The organism is Mesorhizobium sp. M0870, assembly GCF_040319775.1.
Taxonomy (GTDB): domain Bacteria; phylum Pseudomonadota; class Alphaproteobacteria; order Rhizobiales; family Rhizobiaceae; genus Mesorhizobium.
Genome location: NZ_JAMYOI010000015.1, coordinates 12,568 through 29,097, shown reverse-complemented (window position 1 = coordinate 29,097; position 16,530 = coordinate 12,568). Strand labels below are relative to the sequence as shown.

Annotated in this window: 15 protein-coding genes; 7 read left to right on the top strand and 8 right to left on the bottom strand. The window is 65.2% G+C overall.

Features of this window, described 5'->3' with window-relative positions:
- Positions 1-349: 349 nt before the first annotated feature.
- Together NKH97_RS19015 and NKH97_RS19010 are read right to left on the bottom strand one after the other, a co-directional pair.
- The gene (locus tag NKH97_RS19015) at positions 350-697 is read right to left on the bottom strand and encodes a DUF2934 domain-containing protein (protein ID WP_352798428.1); all 348 of its coding nucleotides are present in this window, start codon (positions 695-697) and stop codon (positions 350-352) included.
- Positions 698-794: 97 nt separating this feature from the next.
- Positions 795-1,403: a BA14K family protein gene (locus NKH97_RS19010; RefSeq protein WP_352554584.1), complete on the bottom strand. Its 609-nt coding sequence runs from the start codon at positions 1,401-1,403 to the stop codon at positions 795-797.
- A gap of 381 nt (positions 1,404-1,784) precedes the next feature.
- Here NKH97_RS19010 and NKH97_RS19005 point away from each other — a divergent pair, with 381 nt between their 5' ends.
- Genes NKH97_RS19005 through NKH97_RS18995 form a run of 3 tightly spaced genes read left to right on the top strand, consistent with a single transcriptional unit; the run spans position 1,785 to position 7,014 of the window.
- On the top strand, positions 1,785-5,891 hold the full coding sequence (locus NKH97_RS19005; protein ID WP_352798426.1) for a Pls/PosA family non-ribosomal peptide synthetase: 4,107 nt from the start codon (positions 1,785-1,787) through the stop codon (positions 5,889-5,891).
- Positions 5,888-6,373: a GNAT family N-acetyltransferase gene (locus NKH97_RS19000; protein WP_023813363.1), complete on the top strand. Its 486-nt coding sequence runs from the start codon at positions 5,888-5,890 to the stop codon at positions 6,371-6,373. The genes NKH97_RS19005 and NKH97_RS19000 overlap by 4 nt, the downstream gene beginning before the upstream one ends.
- Positions 6,373-7,014 (top strand): 4'-phosphopantetheinyl transferase family protein, encoded by a 642-nt coding sequence (locus tag NKH97_RS18995; RefSeq protein ID WP_023813362.1) that lies wholly within the window; start codon positions 6,373-6,375, stop codon positions 7,012-7,014. The genes NKH97_RS19000 and NKH97_RS18995 overlap by 1 nt, the downstream gene beginning before the upstream one ends.
- 9 nt (positions 7,015-7,023) lie before the next feature.
- Here the strand turns inward: NKH97_RS18995 and NKH97_RS18990 are convergent, their stop codons facing one another.
- Positions 7,024-8,118 (bottom strand): KamA family radical SAM protein, encoded by a 1,095-nt coding sequence (locus NKH97_RS18990; RefSeq protein ID WP_352758582.1) that lies wholly within the window; start codon positions 8,116-8,118, stop codon positions 7,024-7,026.
- A gap of 324 nt (positions 8,119-8,442) precedes the next feature.
- On the opposite strand from NKH97_RS18990, the gene NKH97_RS18985 reads away from it, so the two are divergent.
- Positions 8,443-10,098: an acyl-CoA synthetase gene (locus NKH97_RS18985; protein ID WP_352798423.1), complete on the top strand. Its 1,656-nt coding sequence runs from the start codon at positions 8,443-8,445 to the stop codon at positions 10,096-10,098.
- Between the two features lie 296 nt (positions 10,099-10,394).
- On the opposite strand, the gene NKH97_RS18980 is transcribed toward NKH97_RS18985, so the two are convergent.
- Together NKH97_RS18980 and NKH97_RS18975 are read right to left on the bottom strand one after the other, a co-directional pair.
- Positions 10,395-11,285, bottom strand: coding sequence for an NmrA family NAD(P)-binding protein (locus NKH97_RS18980; protein ID WP_128304586.1), 891 nt, complete (start codon positions 11,283-11,285; stop codon positions 10,395-10,397).
- Positions 11,282-11,464, bottom strand: coding sequence for a DUF1127 domain-containing protein (locus NKH97_RS18975; RefSeq protein WP_128304585.1), 183 nt, complete (start codon positions 11,462-11,464; stop codon positions 11,282-11,284). Before NKH97_RS18975 ends, NKH97_RS18980 begins: the two co-directional genes overlap by 4 nt.
- A gap of 216 nt (positions 11,465-11,680) precedes the next feature.
- Between NKH97_RS18975 and NKH97_RS18970 the strand changes: the two genes are divergently transcribed.
- Positions 11,681-12,592, top strand: a complete 912-nt coding sequence (locus NKH97_RS18970; RefSeq protein ID WP_352774011.1) for a transcriptional regulator GcvA — start codon at positions 11,681-11,683, stop codon at positions 12,590-12,592.
- Positions 12,593-12,866: 274 nt separating this feature from the next.
- Here NKH97_RS18970 and NKH97_RS18965 read toward each other — a convergent pair whose 3' ends face one another.
- Together NKH97_RS18965 and NKH97_RS18960 are read right to left on the bottom strand one after the other, a co-directional pair.
- The gene (locus tag NKH97_RS18965; protein WP_352798420.1) at positions 12,867-13,079 is read right to left on the bottom strand and encodes a tautomerase family protein; all 213 of its coding nucleotides are present in this window, start codon (positions 13,077-13,079) and stop codon (positions 12,867-12,869) included.
- A gap of 54 nt (positions 13,080-13,133) precedes the next feature.
- Positions 13,134-13,892, bottom strand: a complete 759-nt coding sequence (locus tag NKH97_RS18960) for an SDR family oxidoreductase (protein ID WP_352551327.1) — start codon at positions 13,890-13,892, stop codon at positions 13,134-13,136.
- A gap of 99 nt (positions 13,893-13,991) precedes the next feature.
- On the opposite strand from NKH97_RS18960, the gene NKH97_RS18955 reads away from it, so the two are divergent.
- Entirely contained in the window at positions 13,992-14,885 is an 894-nt protein-coding gene (locus NKH97_RS18955; protein ID WP_352798417.1) for a LysR family transcriptional regulator, read from the top strand.
- Positions 14,886-14,908: 23 nt separating this feature from the next.
- Here the strand turns inward: NKH97_RS18955 and NKH97_RS18950 are convergent, their stop codons facing one another.
- The gene (locus NKH97_RS18950; protein WP_352798415.1) at positions 14,909-16,108 is read right to left on the bottom strand and encodes a flavin-dependent oxidoreductase; all 1,200 of its coding nucleotides are present in this window, start codon (positions 16,106-16,108) and stop codon (positions 14,909-14,911) included.
- Between NKH97_RS18950 and NKH97_RS18945 the strand changes: the two genes are divergently transcribed.
- Positions 16,001-16,429, top strand: coding sequence for a helix-turn-helix domain-containing protein (locus NKH97_RS18945; protein WP_502897082.1), 429 nt, complete (start codon positions 16,001-16,003; stop codon positions 16,427-16,429). The genes NKH97_RS18950 and NKH97_RS18945 overlap by 108 nt on opposite strands.
- Positions 16,430-16,530 lie beyond the last annotated feature (101 nt).

The following is a 16,530-nucleotide window of genomic DNA, read 5'->3' as shown; positions in this document are numbered from 1 at the left end:
ATTCGAACGAAAGTAGATCCAGCTTGACGGAACATTAGTCATAGCTAATTGTTGATATGTGCGGCAGGTGGTGCCCTCCACCGCCTGCCGAAGATCGGCCGTCCGATCGGCCCGCGTCCTCCGCCAGAGGCGCGGGCTTTCGCTTTCGCGGTCCAGCGCAAGTGATGACCGACCAGCCCGTCGCAACCTGAGCGATTCGAGAAGCCGCGTTGGCGGGCCGTGCTCACGACCAGTCCAAGGCTCTGGCCATGGCGAAAAAGATTGGCGACAGAGCCGAAGATGATGAGGCGTCGCCGTTTTCGCCCTTCTTGAGTGAATGGAGCCGGTATTTCCGTCCTTCAGCTTTCGATCATTTGGCCAGTCCCTCATCGGGGTTTCGCCGCCTTTTGGCCTTGAGGCTGCGGGCGGCTTGCTCCACCGCGGCGCGGTCGTTGCCGAGGCGGTCGAGCAGTTCCTGTGCCTCGTCGCCCGATATGCCGGTGCGCACCGCCAGCGCCTCGACCTCCAGCACGTCGGTGCTGGCGATCTCGCCGGTTTGAGGCAGCGCATCGTCCGCCGTCAGCGGCAGGGCCGCCTCGCGGTCGATCTCGGCCTGGGCCTGGTGCCAGTGCCGTTCGGGGTCGCCCTGCATGCGGCCTTCCCGTTCCCAGATCTGGTAGGCGCGCTCACGAATTCTGTCGTCCCGGTCGTCGCTCATGGTCAGTCCTCCTTAGGTCAGGGTTGAACGTCGCGCCAATGCGAACGCTCCGGAAAATCCGCGCGATCGGATCGCCATGCCGGGCGGCGCGCGGGCTCTACTGGCATTGCCGTCTCGGCCCGCCGGAGTATGGCTGGTAGGAGTTGTCTTCCGGGCGATAGGAGCGGTAGCGGCTGAAGCAGTAATCGACATGGTCGGCCGAAAGTGCTTCGCCGCCATCGTCGGCAGCGTAGACCCCCAGGCCGGCGCCGTTTTCGTCGCCATCGTCGGCAGTGGGCTGGACGAGCTGGCCGGCGGCTTCGAGATAGGGCGAGATGCAGGGGCGCAGCTGCCCGCTGTAGGAGAGATAGCTGTTGTCGTCCGGGTGGTAGGAGCGATAGCGGCTGGCGCACCAGGCGAGATGCGGAGGCGGCAATTCGGTCGTCTTGGGCGCGATGGCGCCGGTGACGGTGGGGTCGGGCGGTGTTTCCTGCGGTTTGGCGGGGATGTCGGGCGGCGCGGACTGTTTGGCCGGCAGGCGTTCGAGGCCCTGCCCGGCTTTGTTCACCGGCCGCGCCTTCTTGGTCCACAGCTCCGCCACGCTGACAGTAGCCGTTGCCTGGCGCGGCGGCTTCGCGGCAAGCAGCCAGGCGGCGAAGCCCAGTCCGCTCCCGAAGACCGCAAGGGTCAGCACGAAGCCGCAGACCAGTCCCAAAACCGCTTTCACGACACGCTCCTTAAGTCCCTGCTCATAGAATGCGGGGCCTCAAGGCTGGTTCCAGAAAAAGGCCGGCGCCGAAGCTGCCAATCTCCCCATAAGTGGGGGTTGAGAAGTGGTCCGCGTAGCGGACGGAAAGCCAATTGCTTGGCTTTCCCAACGACGAACGGCCGGCAGGCCAGAGGGGGGCGCCGTAGGGCGCACGGGCGGAGGCTTCCCTCCCCCGCAAGCCCCGTCAAAGAGGGCCAAAACCCCCGCCCAGACACAGTTCAGAAACAATATTCAACAGTTCGGAAAAACTGGCGAAAAGATCGGATGGCATAAGCATCCCACAACAACTGGAAAAATGGCCGTGCCGGGCGATGCCCGGCCTGGACGGGAAAGTATGGAATGGATCACGGTGTCGATATCGCCGAACTGGACGCGGAACGATCGGGGCTGGAAAGCGGCCTGGCAGGTGTCGATGCGCTGGTAAGAACGGCCCCCGCGACAGCCAGGCGCGGGCAGATCCTGACGGGCGCCGACTTTGCCCGGCACGGCCTGCCCGGCGAGCGGCTCGACACCGTCTTCGAGCAGCTCGCCGAAATGTTCGCAGCGCTGCCGGCGGTGATCTCCGACGGGCGTGTCTGGACCTATCGGGAACTGGACAGCCGGGCCAACCAGTTCGCCCGCCTGCTGGTCAAGCGCGGCGTGCGGCCGGGCCACCGCGTCGGGCTCATCCTCGACCGCTCGGCGGAGACCTATGTCGCGCTGCTCGCCGTGATGAAGGCAGGCGCTGCCTTCGTGCCGCTGGCCACCGCGTTCCCCGAGGAGCGGATGGCGCTCATCATCGAAGACGCCGGCGTCAGCCTGATCGTCACCATCGCCGCCTATGCGTCGCGCGCCGGCCAGCTGCCGGTCCCGCATCTGCTGATCGACAGCACTGCTGCCGAAATCTCCAAAGAGTCCGGCGCGCCGCTGAAGCCGAATGCGAAGGCCGCTTCATCAGACGACACCTGCTACATCCTCTACACCTCGGGCACCACAGGCAAGCCCAAGGGCGTGGTCATCAAGCACCAGAGTTTCGTCAATTTCATCCGCGTCGCCGCCGCCTCCTACGGCTACCGGCCGGGCGATCGCGTCTACCAGGGCATGACCATCGCCTTCGACTTTTCCTCCGAAGAGATCTGGGTGCCGTTCGTCGCCGGCGCCACGGTGGTGCCGGCACCGGGCCAGATGCCGCTGGTGGGCGAGGAACTGGCCGATTTCCTGCGGCTCCATGACATCACCTGCATCGCCTGCAGCCCGACGCTGCTGTCGTCGATGACATCGGATGTGCCCAGCCTGCGCACGCTGCTGGTCGGCGGCGAGGCCTGCCCGCACAATCTGGTGGTGCGCTGGTCGAAGCCGGGGCGGCAGATCCTGAACACCTACGGCCCGACCGAGGCGACCGTCACCGCCACAATGGGCGCGCTGACGCCGGACAGTCCCGTCACCATCGGCGCGCCGCTGCCGACATACTCGATCGTCATTCTGGACGCCTCGCTGCCGCAGCTCGCCGAGCCGGGCGAACTGGGCGAGATCGGCATTGCCGGCATCGGGCTCGCGGTCGGCTATCTCAACAGGCCGGACCTGACCGAACAGAAATTCATCGCCGATTTCGTCGGCCTGCCGAACAACCCGTCGAAGCGCATCTACCGGACGGGCGACCTTGGCCGCATCAACGACCAGGGCGAGATCGAGTATGCCGGCCGCATCGACACCCAGGTGAAGATCCGCGGCTACCGCATCGAACTCGGCGAGATCGAGGCGGTGCTGCTCGACCAGCCCGAAATCGCGCAGGCCGCGGTCACCACCTGGGAGATCGAGCCCGGCCGCGTCGAACTCGTCGCCTATTTCGCAGCGAAGGCCGGCCAGAAGGCGATTTCGCGCGCGGACCTCGCCAGGACCATGAAGCGGCGCCTGCCCGATTACATGGTGCCCTCCTATCTGGAGGAGCTGCCTGTTATCCCGATGACGGTTTCCAACAAGGTGGATTTGCGCCAGCTGCCGAAGCCGACAAGCGTGCGGCTTTCGGGCGATCGCGCCATGGTCGCGCCCGGCAATGACGACGAGCGTTTCCTGGCCGACGCACTGGCCGCCGTATTGAAATTCGAAGACGTGTCCGTCGAGGACAATTTCTTCGACGATCTCGGCGCCAACTCGCTGCTGATGGCGCATTTCTGCGCCCGCGTGCGCACCAGGAAGGAATGGGCGACGGCGTCGATGCGCGACATCTATCTCCACCCGACCGTGGCGCGGCTGGCGCTTCACCTGGGCGTGGCGGACGAGATGGCGACGGCCACCAACGAGCCCGTCCTCACCCGCCGGGCCTCGAATCTTGCCTACTGGACCTGCGGCGCCGCACAGCTGCTGTTCTACGCGCTCTACAGCTATGGCGCCCTGTGGGCGGTCAATGACGGCCTCAACTGGATGTATGACGCGCTCGACGATCCGCTGCAGCTGTATCTGCGCTGCGTGGCACTTTCGGCCGCCGTGTTCTTCGGCATGTCGGGCTTTGCCGTTATCGCCAAATGGGTGCTGGTCGGCCGCTGGAAGGCGGAGGCGTTTCCCATCTGGGGCGTGCGTTACTTCCGCTTCTGGGTGGTCAAGACGTTGATCCGCACCGCGCCGGTCGTGCTGTTCCGCGGCAGCCCGCTCTACAGCATCTATCTGCAGCTTCTCGGCACCAGGCTCGGCAAGAACGCCGTCATCGAATCGAAATCCGTGCCCGTCTGCACGGATCTCATCTCGATCGGCGCCAACACCATCCTGCGCAAGGAATCGATGATCCTCGGCTTCCGGGCGCAGTCCGGCTATATCCACACCGGGCCGCTGACCATCGGCCGCGATGCCTTCGTCGGCGTCGGCTCGACGCTCGACATCGACACGAGGATCGGCGATGGCGCCCAGCTCGGCCATTCGTCCTCGCTGCACCGCGGCCAAAGCATCCCCGACGGCGAACGCTGGCATGGCTCGCCGGCTGTGCCGACCACGGCCGACTATTGCAAGGTGCGCAATGTCGATCCTTCCAACATCCGGCGCTTCCTGTTCGAAGCGGTTCAGCTGATCGGGCTGTTTGCCATCGTCACTCCCTTGCCGCTGCTATTCCACAGCTATTGGGAAAACGTCGGCGACGACTACCAGGAAACCATCGGCGTCGTCGCGATCGGCACCACGGTCACGCTGTTCGGCTACATGGCCGCATCCTTCCTGGCGGCGACGCTGGTGCCGCGCCTGGTCAGCCTGCTGTTGAAGCCCGGCCGCACCTACACGCTGTACGGCTTCCGCTACTGGCTGCAGACTGTCGCCGAATTCTCGAGCAACTCCCGCGTGCTCGGCCTGCTGGCCGGCGACAGCTCGGCGATCGTGCACTACATGCGAGCGATCGGCTGGAACCTCAACAAGGTGGTGCAGACCGGCTCCAATTTCGGCTCCAACCAGCAGCACGAAAACCCGCTTCTGTGCGAGATCGGCACCGAGACCATGGTGTCGGACGGGCTGTTCATGATCAACATGCACAAATCCGCCGCCGCCTTCAGGCTCGAGCCGACGAGGATCGGCGAGCGCAACTATCTCGGCAACAACATCTACTATCCGCCGGACGGTCGCACCGGCGACAACGTCCTGCTCGGCACCAAGGTGATGATCCCCATCGACGGGCCGCTGCGCGAGAATGTCGGGCTTCTGGGTTCGCCAGCCTTTGAAATCCCGCGCATGGTGAACCGCGACAAGGAACTCATCGCCGGCATCGACGAGGACGACCGGCGCCGGCGCATCCCGTTGAAGAACCGCCACAATCTGGTGACGATCCTGCTGTTCGTGGCAACGCAATGGGTCATGCTGTTCGCCACGCTGGCGATCTGGGACCGGGCGCTGAACTACTATACCGAATGGGCTGAAGTCGCACTGTTCGTCGCCGTGCTCCTGACCTCGGCGATCACCATTCCGTTCTACATCTTCGTGGAACGGGCGAGCCTTGGTTTCGGCCGGCTGAAGCCGCAGATGACGACGATCTACGACGTCACGTTCTGGCGCCACGAACGCCACTGGAAGCTGGCGGATTCGCCGATCGTGCGGCTGTTCGCCGGCACGCCGTTCCGGCCGATGATCCTGCGCATGCTGGGCGTCAAGATCGGCAGCCGTGTCTATGACGGCGGCAGCAACCTCACCGAACGCTCGCTGGTGGAGATCGCCGACGACGCGACCCTCAACGAAGGCTGCGTCATCCAGGCCCATTCGCTGGAGGAAGGCGCCTTCAAGTCCGACTTCATCCGCATCGGCAAGGGCTGCACGCTCGGACCTTCAGCCTTTGTCCATTACGGCGTCGTGATGGGCGAAGGCTCGGTGGTCGATGTCGACTCCTTCGTCATGAAGGGCGAAGAGCTGGAGCCCAACTCCATATGGCGGGGCAACCCGGCCAAGCTGCACCGCTTCGTCGAGCCGATCACCGACGATGGCTCCAAGGTATCGGCTTGAAGAAGGGCATCGGCTTGAACACCGGAGATATCCGTCTCGTTGCCGTGACCGAGGCCAACCGTGCCCAGGTCATGGCCCTGGAACTCGCGCTGGAGCAGAGGGATTTCGTCGCCGGCAATGCGGACTCGCTGGAAGAAGCCGGGACTGACGAAGACGCGAGGCCACGCGTCGTCATGGCTGGCGATCGTGTTGTCGGCTTCCTGATGTACGAGGCGCCGGAGGATGACGACGAGGCACGCATCTATCGCTTCATGATCGACCGCGCCGCTCAGGGCAAAGGCTACGGCAAGGCCGCACTGCTCGAAGTGCTGGTCGAAATACAGGGGCTCGGCCACATCAGCCACGTCTCGATCTGCTACGAACCGGAGAACGATGCGGCGCGAAATCTCTATCGCAGCGCCGGTTTCGTCGAAGAAGGGCTCGACGAGGACGGAGAAATGATCGCCGATCTCGCTTTGCCGGCCCGGACGCACGAGCCGTGATGCGGCTGCCCGAGGAAATCGCCTTGGCCGAAGCGATCGCCGCCATCGCACCATCGGGAGTCCGGATCGGATGCCGGATGATCCGCGACGGCGACGACGCCCATCTGCTGCCTGGGGAAGCGCATTCCATCCCCGCGCGTCAGCCTGGCATGCGGCGCGCCAGCGGCGCGGCCCGGTGGATCGCGCACGGACTGCTGGCGGAGCTTGGCGTTGGCGACGTCGCCATCTTGCGCTCGCCAACCGGCGCGCCGGTCTGGCCTGACGGAATAACCGGTTCGCTCGCGCACGACGACGACATGGCCGTGGCGGCGATTGCACCGATTGGCGATATCGCCTCGCTCGGCATCGACGTCGAGCCCGCGCAGCCTCTCCCGGATGACATTTTGGCGCTCGTGACAACACCCGCGGACCGCACGGACGCAGCCGACCGGCATCTTGCCGGCCGCATCCTCTTTGCCGCCAAGGAAGCCGTTTACAAGGCCGTCTATCCGCTCGATCGCGAGGTGCTGGGCTATGAGGACATCGCCATCGACCTGAACGCAGGCCGCGCAACGACGAAGACGCGCCGCAAGGCCAGCCTCGCCTATTGCGTTGCCCCGCGCGTGGTGGTGCTGGCATTTGTCGAGAAAAACGCGCGGTAGCGCGCAGCCCTATTCGCCAACGATCTCCGTATACGCCCTCACCTCGCCATCGAGCCCGCGCAGCCGCCAGTTCTCGCCGTCCCGTCCCTCGACATGGCAAGGCCCGATCGGCACCTTGCCGCCGCCTTCCGGCAGGTCGAGCACATAGACGGGGTTGCAGATGCCCGACAGCCGCGCCCGCAGCGCTTCAGTCAGCGCCTGTCCCCGCGCGATCGTCGTGCGTCGGTGCGCCATGCCGCGCGCGAGGTCGCCATGGTGCAGGTAGTAGGGTTTGACGCCGAGGCGGTACATCAGCTCGCGGCAGAGTTCTTCCAGCGCCTCGATGCTGTCGTTGACGCCCTTGAGCAGAACGCTCTGGTTCAGCAGCACGAAGCCGGCTTGCCGAAGCGTGCGGCAGGCGGCCTCGGTTGCGTCGGTGATCTCGCGCGCGTGGTTGAAATGGGTGACGACAGTGACCATCAGCCGGCCCTGCAGCGCCGCGACGAGCCCTGATGTAATGCGCGACGGCAGCACCACCGGCACGCGCGTATGGATGCGCAGCAGCCGCACATGCGCAATGGCTTCGATGCGCGCGAAGATTTCAGCCAGTACCTTGTCGGGCAGCGACAGCGGATCGCCGCCGGTCAGGATCACCTCACGGATTTCGGGGTGATCCGCGATGTAGGCCAGCGCCGGCTCCAACGCCTCGCGCGTATAACCCCTGCCGATCGAGGTCAGCGATTCCTTGCGGAAGCAGAACCGGCAATAGACCGCGCATTGATAGGTCGGGAACAGCAGCACCCGGTCGGCATGGCGATGCGTCAATCGCGGCACCGGGCTGAAGTCGTGGTCGGCGATCGGATCGTCGAGTTCCCCTTCCACCTCCTCCAGTTCCTCAGGCGACGGGATGACCTGCGCCCGGATCGGATCGGCCGGGTCGTTCCAGTCGATCAGGTCGAGATAGGCTTTGGGCGCGCGCACCTTGTGGTTCGCGGCCGCCGCTTGCGCCGCCGCGCGCTCAGCTGGCGACAACGGCAGGGAGGCAAGATCGCGCACGTGGCGCACGCCGGCGCGAATTTCGGCCTGCCAGGCGGTATCGGGGTGGAATTTGGTGTCTGTGGTCATCGGAGTTTCTCGGGCGGGTATATTTGGGCCGGACCTATCCGCTGGATGACTGATTAGGTCAACCACGCAGATTGTCAGCGCTGTGATCCTTCACACCCCCCTCTGTCCTGCCGGACATCTCCCCCGCAAGGGGGGAGATTGGATGTCGTTGAGGCGCCGATCTCCCCCTTGCGGGGGAGATGTCCGGCAGGGCAGAGGGGGGTGTTCAAGCGCCAACCTTCCCACCCACCAACTTTCGCCGCATCGACCACGCCCACAATTTCGGGCAAGTTCACACGCGACAGCGCCGCATGGGGAGATGCGGCGCAGCCAGGGAGGACTGCCATGACCAATACACCGGCGCTGCCGCGCTATACCGATGCCATTGCACGCTTTCGCATCGACGATGAGATCGCAAGACTTCACGGCGATCCCGCGACGGGCATCAACGCCTGCATCGAATGCTGCGATCGCCATACCGGCCAGAACCGGCTGGCGCTGCGCGCCATCTCCGCCGGTGGCGAGCTGCGGGAGTTCAGCTTCGACGATCTCAAGGAGATGTCGGCGCGCGTCGGCAACATGCTGAAAGCGGCTGGCGTCGGCTCCGGCGACATCGTCGCCGGCATGCTGCCGCGCATTCCCGAACTGGTGGCGCTCATCCTCGGCACCTGGCGCATCGGCGCGGTCTACCAGCCGCTGTTCACCGCCTTTGGCCCCAAGGCCATCGACCACCGGCTGAAGACCAGCGGCGCGAAGCTCGTCGTCACCAACATTGCCAATCGCGGCAAACTCGACCAGGTGGAGGATTGCCCTCGGGTTGCAACCATCCTTGCCCCAGGCGAAGCCCTGCCGGCCGGCGACATCGATTTCCGCGCCGACTTCGCCGCCGCCTCGCCTGACTGCCAGCCGGTGATGCGCAAGGGCGACGATTTGTTCATGATGATGTCGACCTCGGGCACGACAGGTTTCCCCAAGGGCGTTCCGGTGCCGCTCAGCGCGCTGCTGGCCTTCGGCGCCTATATGCGCGATGCCATCGGGCTGCGGCCCGCCGACGTCTTCTGGAACATCGCCGATCCCGGCTGGGCCTACGGCCTCTATTACGCCATAACAGGCCCGCTGCTGCTTGGCATCGCCACGACCTTCAACGAGGGCGCCTTCACCGCCAGGAGCACCTACGACATCATCGAGCGCCTCGGCGTCACCAGCCTTGCCGGCTCGCCCACCGCCTTCCGCCTGCTGCTGGCCGAAGGACCCGAGGCCGCCGCCCGCGTCAAGGGCCGCCTGCGTGTGGTGAGCAGCGCCGGCGAGCCGCTCAACCCGGAGGTGATCCGCTGGTTCGACGCTCATCTCGCCGCCCCCATCCACGACCATTACGGCCAGACCGAGAACGGCATGATGGTCAACAACCATCACGGCCTGTCGCACCCCGTACGCCACGGCTCGGCCGGCTTTGCCATGCCGGGCTACCGCGTCGTCGTGCTCGACGAGGCCGGCAACGAGCTTAGCCCCAACCAGCCCGGCATTCTCGCCGTCGACATCGCCAACTCGCCGCTGCGCTGGTTCGGCGGCTATCATCAGGCCGAAACCCCTGCCATTGCGGGTGGCTATTACCGCACCGGCGACACGGTCGAGTTCGAGCCCGACGGTTCGATCTCCTTCATCGGCCGCGCCGACGACGTCATCACCTCGGCCGGCTACCGCATCGGCCCGTTCGACGTCGAAAGCGCGCTGCTCGAGCATCCGGCGGTCAACGAGGCAGCGGTCGTCGGCGTGCCCGATCCGCAGCGCACCGAAATCGTCAAGGCCTTCGTCGTTCTGGCGCCCGCCTTTCGAGGCAGCGAGGCGCTGGCCGAGGAACTGGCGCAGCATGTCCGCAAGCGCCTCTCGGCCCACGCCTATCCGCGCGAAGTCGAGTTCGTCAGCGAGTTGCCGAAGACGCCGAGCGGCAAGATCCAGCGGTTCCTGCTGAGGAAGGCCGAGGTGGAGAAGCGGAAGGAGTGACACGGCCGATCTCCCCACTTGTGGCAGGGCTATCGCATATGGATTCTTGCGAAGAAGAACCCCCACCCTAACCCTCCCCACAAGGGGGAGGGAATGCTGCCGCGTGCCTTTAATTCTTGTTGGCGCCGAAAAGACAGGCGATGCTTCTGGGTCAGCGCCAACGGAAGTCTCCCTTCCCCTTTTGGGGAGGGGTTAGGGGTGGGGGTCCGTGCCGGGCAGACATCTCAGGAATTCCATATGCGATAGCCCTGCCACAAGTGGGGGAGATCGGCAGTTGCGCCGCCGCGCTTCTGCTCCTACCGCCCAGCGGTGCCCGCCATCGCCACAAAGGCGCTCTCGATGGTCTCGAACGTCAGCTCCGGATAGAGCGCGCCGGCTTCCGGCGTGGCCGTTTCGAGCGCCGTCTCACCGCGTATCCAAAACGCCCGCAGCAGTCCGAGCCAGGGGGCTGATGCGATCATCGCCTCAAGCTCCGCCGCACTCTGGGGCACGATGCGCGGCGAGCGGCCGCTCACCCGGCGCCACAGATCGATCATTTCGTTCTGGGTGATCTCGTTCTGGGCGATGCGGATCTCGCTGCGGATGGCACTGGGGTCGTTCAACGCGCGCAAGGTGACGGCGGCGATGTCCTTCTCGCTGACAAACGTCGCCGGCACATTGCCGTCGCCATAAAGCGTCACCTCTTCGGACGGCAAGGGCGACGAGCCGAAGCGCATCAGGTCGCCCAGCGTCGTCACCCAGGTCGAGAAGAAGCCGTTGGTGTAGATCACCGTATAGGGCAGATCCGCTTGCCTGATCGCGTCGAACACGGCTCGCTTGAGGTCGAGCGGCGGAACCGAGCCCGGTGCAGCGGCGGCAAAGTCGAGGCCGAAGCCGGCGGAAGGTACATAGCGGGAGACGCCGGCATCTCTGAGCGCGCGCACCAGCGTCATCTCGCTGGCCGAATCCACGTGCACCGAGCTGATGACGCGATCCACCGCACCGGCGGCGCGGACAAGGCTGTCATAGTCGTCGAGATCGCCGACATGGATTTTGGCGCCGAGCTCCTTCAGCGAACGCAGCCGTTCTTCATTACCGGCTGTTGCCGGACGAACCAGAACGTGCAGGCGATCGCCATTGCCTGCGCTGGCCTTCGCCATCTCGCCACCCAGCAGCCCCGTCGCGCCGATGATCAGGGTGCTGGTCATATCGCCCTCCCATTGCGCAGGATGGAACCGTCCCAGTCGCGCTCGAAGCCGATGTCGTGCAAGCGAGGATTCGAGAAGCGTGAAACTCGGCGAAGCACCCGGCGGCGCTCGACGACTGCAGCGGTTCTGAGTGCAAGACCGCTCATCGCGGCGCCGATGGATTCGAAGGTCGGGTTCATTGTCCGTCTCCTGTATTTGCCTAGGCGCAAGCGTGCCGACGCCGTCCGCGGAGGACGAGCATGACGATTGCTCACACTGTTTCTGGTCGTTCAGCGCAACGGTGAGATGGAGAATCCGATCTGCATGCGCTGCTACACCAACAGATTGAACATTTCTGGGCTGGACGACAAACGACTCTTTGTGCAGGATTTGTGAGCAACGCTCACAGGTGGATCATGCCGCGCAGACTACCGCCCCTCACTGCCCTGCCCGCCTTCGAGGCCGCCGCCAGGCATCTGAGTTTCTCCAAGGCGGCGGCTGAACTCAACGTCACCCATGGCGCGGTCAGCCGCGCAATCCGCAACATCGAGGACAGGCTGGGCATCCAGCTTTTCGATCGGGGAACGCGGTCCGTTCGCCTGACGCCGGTGGGCGCCGCCTATGCATCGGAAGTCAGGACGGCGCTGGACCAGATCGCCGCCGCCACCATCGCCGCCACGCCCGACCGCACGACAGGCATCCTGAATGTCAGCACTTCGGACGGTTTTGCCGGCCGCTGGCTGGTGCCGAGGCTGCATCGTTTCCACCGCGCCAACGCCGATATCGACGTGCGGCTGTCGACCTCCGGCGTGCTTTCCGATTTCGTCAGCGACGGCATCGACATCGCCATCCGCTACGGCAAGGGCGGCTATGCCGGAGTGACAGCGGAATTTCTCGCCGATGAAGAGGTCTTCCCCGTCTGCAGCCCGGAACTGCTGCAAGGCGAACATCCGCTGCGCTTGCCGGCGGATCTCAGGCATCACAAATTGATCCATGATGCCTTTCGCATCGACTGGGCGACATGGCTGCAACATGCCGGCGTGGCAGATGTCGATCCGAAGCGCGGCGTGCGCTTCGATTCCGCCACCTTCGCCGTCGAGGCCGCGGTGCATGGCGAAGGCGTGCTGCTGGGCCGAAGCGCGCTGGTCTCGGCCGACCTCGCCGCCGGGCGGCTGGTTCGTCCCTTCGACCGCGCGCTGAAATCCGCCTCGCGCTACTACGTCGTCTACCGCGACGGCGCGCTGCGTCAGAAGAAGATCAGGGCGTTCCGCGACTGGCTGTTTGCCGAAATGGCGGCTGACTGGATTGGTGCGACGAAGGGCGATTGAAGCGGAGGTCTACGCTTGCAAACCCAAGCGCTGCAGCGCCGCGCAGACCCCCCACCCCGCTGCTTCGCATCGACCCTCCCCACAAGGGGGAGGGTGAGGAAGGCGCCCTGCCCGCCTGCCGAACAGCGCCTTTTTGGAAATGCGGAAAAGCTGGGCTCCCTACCTCCCCCTTGTGGGGAGGTCGGACCGAAGGTCCGGGTGGGGGTGCTGGCGCAAATCTTGAAGAATCTGGATTCAGGTCCCCGTTTTGCCAGAGCTGTCGCTGGCCTTTGCGCTACTCCTTCGTACGAAAAACTTCCGGCACGACGAACACTTCGTCGGCCCGGCCATAGCCGCCGTCGGCGACCTCCTCCACCAGCACCATCGTGAAGGGGCGCACACCCTCGCCGAAAAAGTCGACGAACATGGCGGTGGTTCGATGGATGAGGTCTTCCTTCTGCGCCATGGAGAGCGCCGCTTGCGGTAACTTGATGTTGGCGAATGGCATGATCTTTTCCTTTCTGTGGAATTTCAGGTTCGGGGTGGAGCGGTCGGTGACGGCTCAGACGACGCCGCCATTGGCTCGTATGATTTGTCCGTTGACCCAGAAGCTGTCCGGACCGGCCAGGAACGAGACCAGCCCGGCAATGTCGTCGGGCTGGCCGAGCCGGCCGAGCGGGATCATCTTGCCGATGGCCTCGATCTGCGCCTCGCTCTTGCCGTCCGTGAACAGCGCGGTCTCGATCGGTCCGGGCGCCACCGCGTTGACGGTGACACGGCGCGCGCCGAGCTCCTTGGCCAGGATGTGGGTCATCGCCTCGACGCCGGCCTTGGTGGCGGCATAGACGCCATAGCCCGGCTGGTAGAGGCCAACGACGCTGCTGGAGAAGTTGACGATGCGGCCGCCGTCGCGAAGCCGGCGCGCGCCTTCCCGCATGCCGCGGAACACGCCGCCGAGATTGATCGCGATCTGCGTGTCGAACGAAGCATCGTCGGTCTGCGCCATCGGCGACGTCTTCATGACGCCGGCATTGTTGACGAGGATGTCGATGCCGCCGAACGCCTTCTCGCCGGCGTCGAACAGCGCCGGGATCCCATTCGGATCGGCGATATCGGCCTGAACGGCGATCGCCTTGCCGCCGCCGGCTTCGATGCTGCGCACAAGCTCTTCGGCCTCGGCGCGGCCCCGTGCATAGTTGACGACGACGGCGACGCCGTCGCGGGCGAGCCGCTGTGCGATGGCGGCGCCGATGCCTTTGGAGGCGCCGGTCACGATCGCGGTTCTGGTTTGGCCACCCGTATCTGTTTGATTGGATGTCATGGAAGTCTCTCCGTGTTGGTGACACGGATATAGGCCGGCCCGCTTTCCGGATAATAGCCACCTATTGACATCACTATTCGGAAACTGCGAACAAAGGCCATGGATCGACTGGACACGATGCGGCTCTTCGTTCGCGTTCTGGAGCGGCGCAGCTTCACCGCTGCCGCAGCCGATCTCGGCCTGCCGCGTTCAACGGCGACGGAAGCCATCCGGCGACTGGAAGAGCATCTCGGCGCGCGGCTTCTGGAACGAACGACGCGGCAGGTGAACGCCACCCAGGACGGCGAAGCCTACTATCGGCGCTGCCTGTCGATCCTGGCCGAAATCGAGGATGCCGAAGCCGCCTTCCGCAATGCGGAGCCCTTCGGGCTGCTGCGCATCGACGCCAGCACGCTGCTCACCCGCACATTCCTGTTGCCGCGCCTGCCGGAGTTCCTCGACCGCTATGCCAGAATCGACCTGCAGATCGGCCAAAGCGACCGGCTGGTCGATCTCGTGCGTGAAGGCGTCGACTGTGTCATCCGCGTCGGCGAGCTACCCGACAGCGGCATGATCATGCGGCGGCTGGCTGTCATCCGCGAGATCACCTGCGCCAGCCCTGGCTATCTCGAACGCCACGGCACGCCCGCCTCCCCCGATGCGCTCGACGGTCACCAGGCGGTGGGCTTTGTTTCGTCGCGCACTGGCGAGACCCTTCCGTTCGAATTCACCGTCGCCGGCAATATCCGTGAGGTGCGGCTGCCAGGCCGCGTCGCCGCCAACAATTCCGACACCGCCGCCGATCTGGCGCGGCTTGGCCTCGGCCTCATCCAGGCGCCGCGCTATCGCTTCGAAAAGGATCTGGCGGATGGGACGCTCGTCGAGGTGCTGGTCGACTATCCGCCATCGCCAACGCCGCTGTCGGCGCTCTACCCGCAGAACCGTCAGCTCTCGCCACGCCTGCGCGTCTTCCTCGACTGGGCCTCGCGCATCTTCGCCGAGGCCGATCTCTAGGGCGCAAAAACGCCCGCTCCCGGTCAATTCGGTTTTGCAAACCCGGCCAGGGACGCATAGCCGCGTACCACGCTCTTGCGTTCTTCGCGCGAAGCGACGGCGTCGATGTCATCAAAGCCATGCGGCGCCCGGGCCTCGACCAAGTCTATGACCGCTTCCGGCCCGCCTTGCCGATTGGCCAGCACGATGGCCGATGTGGCCGGCCGCCGCTCCCCATCATATCGCGCGAGCGCGGCTTCGACGGTTGGTCCCGCGGCCAGATGCATCGCGAGGCAACCGGCGTCGAGTATTGCCTGGCTGGCTCCGTTCGACCCGACCGGATACATGGGATGCGCCGCATCGCCGAGCAGCGTCACCCGCCCGAACGACCATCGCGGCAGCGGGTCGCGGTCGCAGTTCGGATATTCGTAGAAGCCATCCGTTGCCTGGATGATCGAGGCAGGGTCGACAAAATCAAGCTGAAACCGGTCGCGCACGAAGGGCAGCACATCGTCGATCACGCCCGGGCGGCTCCAGTCGCCGGGACGCAGCGGTGATGTGCCGCTATCACCGGTATTGGCCATCACCGCCCAGTTTGTCAGCCTGGTCTCCGGCTCTTCGCGATCCGGTTCGATCGGATAATACACGAACTTGGCGAAATTGCCGCCGGCAACCGCCATGGTGCTCCCGTCGCGCCAGACCGGCCATGGCGTGGCGCCGCGCCACAGCATCGTGCCGTTCCAGATCGGCGGCCCTTCTTCGGGATAGAGCACGGCCCGGACGGCGGAATGGATCCCGTCAGCGCCTATGAGCAGGTCGCCATGCGCCTCGCCTCGCGAGCCGTCATGCCGGCGGAAATGCGCCACGACCCCGCCTTCGCTCTGCTCGAAGGCATCGACAAGGCTTGCCGTATTGATGATGTCGCCGCCAAGCCTGTTCACCACGGCCCTGTGGATCAGCCCCAGCAGTCTGCCGCGATGAATGCTGATTTGCGGAACCTCATAGCCGGCATCGATGCCGCGCAATTCCTGCCATACGATCTGGCCGAAGCGGTTGGTGTAGACAAGCTCGCGTGTCCTCACCCCCTCCGCGTCGAGCGCCGGCATCAGCCCAAGCCCGGCCAACTCCTTGACAGCGTGCGGGAGCATGTTGATGCCGACGCCACCGGCCGCTTCGCCGCGCTGATCGAATGGGTGCGGGCAAACCTGGCCGAACCGCTGACCGTCGAATGCCTGGCCGATCACGCGGCCATGAGTCCCCGCAACTTCGCCCGCGCCTTCACCGCCGAGACCGGCGTCACGCCGGCAAAAGCCGTAGAGCGCATGCGCCTTGAGACGGCCCGAACGGCGATCGAGACCAGCCATCTCCCGCTTGAGCGCATCGCCGAAACCGCCGGTTTTGGCGATCCCGGCCGCATGCGGCGCGCCTTCCTGCGTACCCTTGGCCAGCCGCCGCAGGCGTTTCGGGCGGCCGCCGAACACAGGGGGCTTCAGCCGGGGCGGCCAGGCAGCGGCTCTGCCCGGCTTAAAGGACGTTCCGGTCCAATGGCGGACAAAAGCGAATGAGCGCACTTGATCCACAACCGAAGTTTCACGAAACTCGTCTCAAAGCCGGTTGCTGCCATTCAGCGCGCCACCTTCCGTCTGTTGGACTGGATATTGCGGCG